At 73.4% G+C, this 6,838-nt stretch carries 8 protein-coding genes; 7 read left to right on the top strand and 1 reads right to left on the bottom strand.

All coding sequences use genetic code 11. The features are described from left to right. Window positions 1–50: 50 nt before the first annotated feature. Window positions 51–1,271 (bottom strand): response regulator, encoded by a 1,221-nt coding sequence (locus ACFXPX_RS06005; RefSeq protein WP_380527584.1) that lies wholly within the window; start codon window positions 1,269–1,271, stop codon window positions 51–53. A gap of 287 nt (window positions 1,272–1,558) precedes the next feature. On the opposite strand from ACFXPX_RS06005, the gene ACFXPX_RS06010 reads away from it, so the two are divergent. From ACFXPX_RS06010 to ACFXPX_RS06040, 7 genes are all read left to right on the top strand, one after another. Further along, the gene (locus ACFXPX_RS06010; protein WP_380527587.1) at window positions 1,559–2,365 is read left to right on the top strand and encodes a pyrroline-5-carboxylate reductase family protein; all 807 of its coding nucleotides are present in this window, start codon (window positions 1,559–1,561) and stop codon (window positions 2,363–2,365) included. Window positions 2,366–2,569: 204 nt separating this feature from the next. After that, window positions 2,570–3,316: a DUF4232 domain-containing protein gene (locus ACFXPX_RS06015; protein WP_380639722.1), complete on the top strand. Its 747-nt coding sequence runs from the start codon at window positions 2,570–2,572 to the stop codon at window positions 3,314–3,316. 65 nt (window positions 3,317–3,381) lie between these two features. Further along, complete coding sequence (locus tag ACFXPX_RS06020; protein WP_380399460.1) at window positions 3,382–3,510, top strand: hypothetical protein; 129 nt, start codon at window positions 3,382–3,384, stop codon at window positions 3,508–3,510. A gap of 130 nt (window positions 3,511–3,640) precedes the next feature. Beyond that, window positions 3,641–4,306, top strand: a complete 666-nt coding sequence (locus ACFXPX_RS06025; protein ID WP_380639724.1) for an ArsR/SmtB family transcription factor — start codon at window positions 3,641–3,643, stop codon at window positions 4,304–4,306. Next, window positions 4,303–5,628 carry an MFS transporter gene (locus tag ACFXPX_RS06030; RefSeq protein ID WP_380639726.1) on the top strand — a complete coding sequence of 442 codons (1,326 nt, stop codon included), beginning with the start codon at window positions 4,303–4,305 and terminating at the stop codon, window positions 5,626–5,628. The genes ACFXPX_RS06025 and ACFXPX_RS06030 overlap by 4 nt, the downstream gene beginning before the upstream one ends. 88 nt (window positions 5,629–5,716) lie before the next feature. After that, complete coding sequence (locus ACFXPX_RS06035; RefSeq protein ID WP_380587613.1) at window positions 5,717–6,283, top strand: dihydrofolate reductase family protein; 567 nt, start codon at window positions 5,717–5,719, stop codon at window positions 6,281–6,283. 44 nt (window positions 6,284–6,327) lie between these two features. Further along, window positions 6,328–6,705 (top strand): bleomycin resistance protein, encoded by a 378-nt coding sequence (locus tag ACFXPX_RS06040; RefSeq protein ID WP_380527601.1) that lies wholly within the window; start codon window positions 6,328–6,330, stop codon window positions 6,703–6,705. The last annotated feature ends 133 nt before the right edge of the window (window positions 6,706–6,838 follow it).

Consider the following 6,838-nt stretch of genomic DNA (forward strand, 5'->3'; position numbering starts at 1 on the left):
CCGGCCATGAGGGCTCCGCCCGGGCGGGGGGAGCCGGGGCGGGGGTGTGGTCAGGGCGGCTGGTGCGGGGGAGCGGGGGTGGTGGTGGAGGGCAGGAGCCAGTCGGTGGTGGTGTGCGGGGGGCGGTTCGCGGGGGCGGGGCGGGGGGTGCCGCGGTAGTTCAGGTACATGCCGGTCAGGGCGGTGACCTTGGCGCGCAGCAGCCAGGGGTCGAAGGGCTTGACGATGAAGTCGACCGCCCCCGCGTCGTAGCCGCGCAGGACGTTCTCCGGGTCGGAGCCGATCGCGGTGACGAAGATGATCGGGATGTCGCGGGTCTGGGCGCGGCCCTTGATCTGGGCCGCGGTCGCGTAGCCGTCCATGCCGGGCATCTGTACGTCCAGGACGATGACGGCGATGTCGTTGTGCTGGAGCAGCGCTTTGAGCGCGTCCGGGCCGGAGGTGACGGCCAGCACGTCCCAGTCGGCGGCCGCGAGGACGGCCTCCAGGGCCACCAGGTTCGAGGGCTGGTCGTCGACCACCAGAACCCTGGGCCGACCGGTGGCGGTGGGGGCTGCGGTGTCGGCGGTGTCGGCCGTGGCGGCAGCCTCGATCCGCAGCGGGTCCTCGCCGGCCTGCTGCTCCGCCGCGATCAGCTGGCGTTCCAGCAGTTCGCAGCGGGCCTCGGCGGCCAGCCGGCGCCGGAGCGCCTCGCCCAACTCGGTCTCCAGCCGGGCGACCTCCTTCTCCAGGTCCTGCTTCTCCAGGAGCAGGTCCGCGCGGTCGTCGGCGTAGACGGCGACCTCGTCCGCACGGGCGCGCTCCCGCGCCCAGTCGCTCTCCAGCTGGTTGAGGCGCAGTTCCAGGTCGGCGATGCGGTGGTTCTTGTCGAGCAGGGCGTCGCCCAGGACGTCGCTGTGGGCGGCCGAGCGCCGTGACAGCCGGTCGGCCTCGGCCAGTTGGAACTGCAGCTGCTGGACGGCGTGGCCCACCGAGGCACTGGTCCTCAGCGCGGCCGCGTGGAGGGAGCGGAGGAGTTCGACGGTCTCCAGGGTGGCGACGGTGCCCCGGTCGGCGCCCACGTCGGTGAGCAGGTCCTGGACGAACTGCCAGGACGGGATCCGCTGCCCGGACAGGTAGCGGGACAGCGCACCCGGGCTCAGGTGCCGGCGCGAGCTGTAGCGGCGCACCGACACCGTGGGCCACAACCCCGCGAACAGGCTGCGCAGGGCCTCGGCGAAGGCGCGGCACTCCTCGTTCAGATCGGGGCTCAGCGGTTGCAGGTTCCCCACCCGGTCACCCCCCGGCGTTCTACGGGCTGCACAACGGCACCATCCTCGCAGTATCGGTGGGTTGTTCTGGTCGCGCTGACGGTGCGTCACAGCATGGACGGTCCGGGCCCCGTTGCGCCGCCGTTTCCGGGGTGGCAACACCGATCGGCAACACGGGGCGGTGGCCCGGGTGAAGCGTTCGGGCCCGCGGTGCCGCCAGCGGTGCCCCCGGCGGTGCCGCCGGTGGTGTCGCTGCCGGTGATTCGGCGGCCGGAGACCGGTGATCGACATCTGCGATGCTTGCCGCCATGAGCGAGCTTCGAACGGTGGGAATCGTCGGCCTGGGCCGCATGGGCCGGACCTTGGCGGCGGCTTTCGGCCGGGCCGTCGGGCCGGGCGGCCTCCACGCCAGCGGGCGCTCCGCCGCGAGCGTCGAGCAGCTCCGGCGGGCCGTCCCCGGCGTGCGGATCACGCCCCTGCGGGAGCTGCCCGGCGCCGCGGCGCTGCTCGTCCTGTGCACGCCGCAGTCGGCCCTGTCCGCCGTCCTGGGCGACCTGCGACCCGGGCTGACCGCTGACCACGTCGTGGTCACCATCAGCAACCGGCAGCCGCTGTCGGTGCTGGCCGGGGCGGTGCCGGGCCCGGTGGCCAAGCTGATCCCCAGTGCGGGCAACGAGATCGGCGCCGGCGCGACGCTCCTGGTGCCCGGGCCCGGGATGACGGAGGCGGCGACCGAGAACCTCCTGGCGTTGCTGCGGTCGTTCTCCACCCCGTTCGTCATCGGCGAGGAGCAGGGCCGCGCCGCGACCGACCTGGCGTCCTGCGGCCCGGCCCTGCTGGCCGAGGCCGCGGTGTCGATGGCCCGGGCCCAGTGCGAGCGGGGCGCCCCGCTGCCGAGGGAGCTGGCGGAGCGGCTGGTCAGCTGCAGCCTGGAGGCGGCGGGCCGCCTGGTCGGCGGCGGCGCCACGCCGGCGGAGGTGATCGAGCGGGTCGCGGTTCCCGGCGGCAACACCGCCGCCGGGATCGAGGCGGCCCGCGAGGGCCTCGACGCGGCGTGGCGCGCTGCCTTCCGGGCGACGCAGGACAACGAACGGTCCGACCGGCACCCGCACTGACGGCGGGGCGCGCGGGCCCGCCAGGCCCCTCGGCGTCCCGTTTCGGCGTTCCAGGGGCGCATCGTTCCCGCAGGTCAGAGGCCCTTTCGCCGTTCCAGTGTCCCCAACGGGGCGTTGGCTCTGGCGGCCGGGACGGACCGTTCCGCAGGCTTCGGTCATCCGGTCGACGTACGGTTCGACCGCTTGCCGAAGGGGCCCGAGCCCATGTCCGTCCGTACCTCCCGTACCTCCCGCACCCGGCTGGCCACCGCCGCCGTGGGTGTCGTGCTCGCCGCCCTGTCGGTCTCCGCCTGCACCGGCAACGGGGACACCGGGGACATCGCGACGACGACCGGCCCGACCCTCCGGGCCGCCGGTTCCGCCTCGCCCTCGCCCGCCTCGCCGGCGCCCGCCGCTCCGGCGGGCAGCGCCGGTACCACCGGGAAGCCCTCGGCCGCCGCAGTCGCGTCCACCGGTGCGAAGCCCGGGGCGAGCGCCCCCGCGTCCAAGCCGTCCGGCGGGCCGGCGCCGGAGGCGGCCAAGCCGGTCACCTGCACCGGCGACAACACCCGGACGACGGCCGCCCCGCTGAACCGCCCCGTGAACCACATGCTGCTCACGGTCACCAACACCGGTAGCGGCACCTGCTACCTGTACGGCTACCCGGCGGTCCGGTTCGGGGAGGCCCAGTCCGTGCCCCCGGTGATCACCGACTCCAAGCCGCAGGCCGTCGTCACGCTCAAGCCCGGCGAGTCCGGCTACGCCTCCGTGAACCTGTCCTCCACCGACGGCACCGACAGTGCCAACGGCCACACGGTGAACTCCCTGGTCGTCTACTTCCACGGCCCGTCCGGCAACGAGAGCGTCGGTGCCGGGTCCCAGCCCTCGCTGCCCGCGAAGGGCGTCTACGTGGACGACTCCCTCAAGGTCACCTACTGGCAGCAGTCGATGGACGACGCCACCTCCTGGTGACCCCCGGCAGCACCCTCCGGTGAGCGAACGAGTGAACGAGCGAACGAGAGAAAGGGACAACCACCATGCCCAGCACGCCCCGCAGGATCGCCCGGCTCCTGGTCGTCTACGTCGGCGCGGCCCTCCAGATCCTCGTCCTCGGCGCCCCGGAGGACCCCGACCTCTCCCGCGAGGCCGGCCTCGCCCGGCACTGATGCCCGGCACTGACGGTGCTGCGCGACGGTCGACGGGTGAGCGGCGGCACCTCGCAGGCGAACCGAACCGCGAAGAGTTCTTCGCGAATAACTCTTCGCAAAGAACTCTTTGCGGACTACCGTGTGTCGCATGGCTGATGCAGTGGAGGGGCCGGACGGCCCGCAGGGTGATGAGGACTCGGTCGTCCTGGATGCCAAGGGGCTGCGCGCCCTGGCGCATCCGGTGCGCGTGCAGTTGGTCGGGCTGCTGCGGAAGCACGGCCCGTCGACGGCCACCCGCCTCGCCGAGCGGCTGGGCGTGAATTCCGGTACGGCCAGCTACCACCTCCGGCAGCTCGGCGCGGCCGGTTTCGTCGAGGAGGACACCGAACGCGGCAACGCGCGCGAACGCTGGTGGCGTTCGGTGCACCGGACCACCTGGTTCAACGAACCGGAGCTGGCCGAGCGGGAGCCCGAGGCCGCACTGGCCTACCAGCAGTCCGTCGCCGCGATCTACACCCTGCGCACCCAGCAAGCCCTCAACGGGCTCCAGACGATGCCCCGCGCCTGGCGGAACACCTTCGACATGAGCGACTGGGCCTTGCGGCTCACGCCCGAGGAAGCCGCCGCCCTGTACCGGGAGCTGGCGGAGGTCATCGCGCGCTACCGGCGGGACACACCGGAGACCGCGGCCGGTGCCCCCGAGGGGGCCGAACGGGTCGCCGTGATCACGCAGATCCTGCCCGAACCGGACGCGCCGGCCACGTCGTCGCTCCCCTCCGGCCCCCAGGAAGCGGAAGGAAGTCCGACGTCATGACCGACGACGCCCCGGAGGCCGGCGGCATACCCGGCAAGAGGTCCTTACGGCCGCTGGGCGGGGTGCTGGCGGCCATGGTCGTGTCGCTGACCGGCACGCGGATCTCCGTCGTGGCACTGCCCTGGTTCGTCCTCGTCACCACCGGCAGCGCCACCCTGACCGGACTGGTGGCCTTCTGCGAGATGGCTCCCTACGTGGTGGTCAAGGCGTTCACCGGACCGCTGGTGGACCGGATCGGCCCGCGGGCCGTCTCCTGGACCACCGATCTGGCCAGCGCGACCGCCGCCGCCGCGGTTCCCCTGCTCCACGCCCTGGACCTGCTCTCCTTTCCCCTACTGCTGGTTCTCGTCGCGCTGATCGGCGCGGCCCGGGGCCCAGGCGACCTGGCCAAGGAGGTGATGGTCCCGGAGGCGGCCGAGCGCGGCCGGGTGCCGCTGGAACGGGCCACCGGTCTGGCCGGTGTGATCGAGCGGCTCGCCTCCACCGTCGGCCTGGCGGTCGGCGGATCCCTGGTGGCCCTGCTCGGTCCCCTGACCGGGCTCGCCGTCAACGCGGGCTGCTTCGCCCTCGGATCAGTGATCATCAAACTCGCGCTGCCCCGCGGCATGGGACACGCGGCCGAGGAAGCCCCCTCGCCGGCCGGGGAGACGGGACCGGGCTACTGGCGGCGGTTCGGCGAGGGCTTCACCTTCCTGCGCGGCGAGCCGCTGCTGCTCACCGTCATCGTCATGGTCGGCATCACCAACCTGCTGGACGCGGCGTTCGGCTCGGTGCTCGTACCCGTCTGGGCCAGGGAGTCGGGCAACGGGCCGACCGCGATCGGCCTGATGGGCGGCGTGACGGGAGCCGCGGCGGTCGGCGGGAGCCTGATCGCCGCGGCCGTCGCGCACCGGCTGCGGCGGCGGGCGGTGCTTCTCACCGGATTCCTGCTCGCCGGGGCGCCGAGGTTCCTGGTCCTCGCCTCCGGCGCCCCGGTGGGGGTGGTACTGACCGTCTTCGCGGTCAGCGGGTTCGGTGCCGGCTTCGTCAACCCGGTGCTGGGGGCCGTCCTCGTCGAGCGGGTGCCGCGCCGGATGCTGGGCCGGGTCAACGCCCTCGGTGACTCGCTGGCCTGGGCCGGGATCCCTCTCGGCGGGCTGCTGGCCGGTGCGGCGGTGGCCGCCGTCGGGCTCCTTCCGGTGCTGCTCACCTGCGGCGCCGCGTACTTCCTCACCACGAATCTGGCCGGACTGCGGGCGGAATGGCGCGAGCTGGACCGTACGCGCGGGCAGGGCGACTCCGAGGAGGACGTCCCCCGAGGCAGTGCGAAGGTAGCGACATGACGTCGTCGCGCAGCGGCAGGTGGCGGGGGACGACAACGGTCCTCACGCTGGTCTGGACGCCGGACACCCACGGACGGAAGGCCGGGCCATGCGGAAACTGATCTACGGCATGAATCTGACCCTGGACGGTTACGTCGCCGCGGCCGGCGACGACATCGGCTGGAGCGGACCGCCGAGCCCCGAGCTCTTCCAGTACTGGCTCGACCACGAGCTGGCGAGCGGCCTGTCGCTGTACGGGCGCAAGCTGTGGGAGACGATGAGCTCCTACTGGCCGACCGGCGACCAGCGGCCCGACGCCACCCCGGCGGAGGTCGAGTTCGCGCGGAACTGGCGGGACACGCCGAAGGTGGTGTTCTCCTCGACGATCGACACGGTCGGCTGGAACGCCCGCCTGGTCACCGGCGACGCGCTCAGCGAGATCACCCGGCTCAAGGCCGAGGACGGCGGCCCGATGACCATCGGCGGCGCGACGCTCGCCGGGGCGGCCATGCGCGCCGGGCTGATCGACGAGTACGTGATCGCCACCCACCCGGTCCTGGTGGGCGGCGGCACGCCGTTCTTCACCGCGCTGGACGGCTGGGTGGACCTGAACCTGGTGGAGACGCGGACGTTTCCCGACGGCGTCCTCCTGACCAGGTACGAGAGGAGGCGCTGAGCAGTCCGAGCACCCCGCTCCGGGGCGGCGGATAGGGTGGCGGCATGGACGAGTACGCGGTTCCGGTCCTGCCGAGCCGGGACCTGGACGAGACCCAGGAGTTCTACGGCCGGCTCGGCTTCGAGCCCCGGGGCCGCTGGGACGGGCCGGACGGCTACCTGATCGTCGTCCGGGGCACGGTCGAGCTGCACTTCCGCCATGAACCGGGGGTGGATCCGCTGACGACGGCCAGCAGTTGCTACCTCCAGGTCCGGGACGCGGACGCGTGGCACCGGGAGTGGGAGCGGATCGGTGTCGAGGCCGACCCGGCCACCGGCAGCCGGCTGACGCCGGTGGGCGGCACCGACTACCGGATGCGGGAGTTCGCCCTCGTCGACCGCAGCGGCAACCTGCTGCGGGTCGGCAGCCCGGTGGCCGGCTGAGACCCGCGGTCGTCGTTCCACGGGGAGTGCGTCAAGGGCAGAGGGAAACGGGACCGCCCGGTCGCCCCGACTCGGCTGAGTCGCTGCGACCGGGCGGTCCGGAGTGTGGGCCCGGGGGGCGGGCCCGGGGTGC

The organism is Kitasatospora sp. NPDC059146, assembly GCF_042786665.1.
Lineage (GTDB): Bacteria > Actinomycetota > Actinomycetes > Streptomycetales > Streptomycetaceae > Kitasatospora.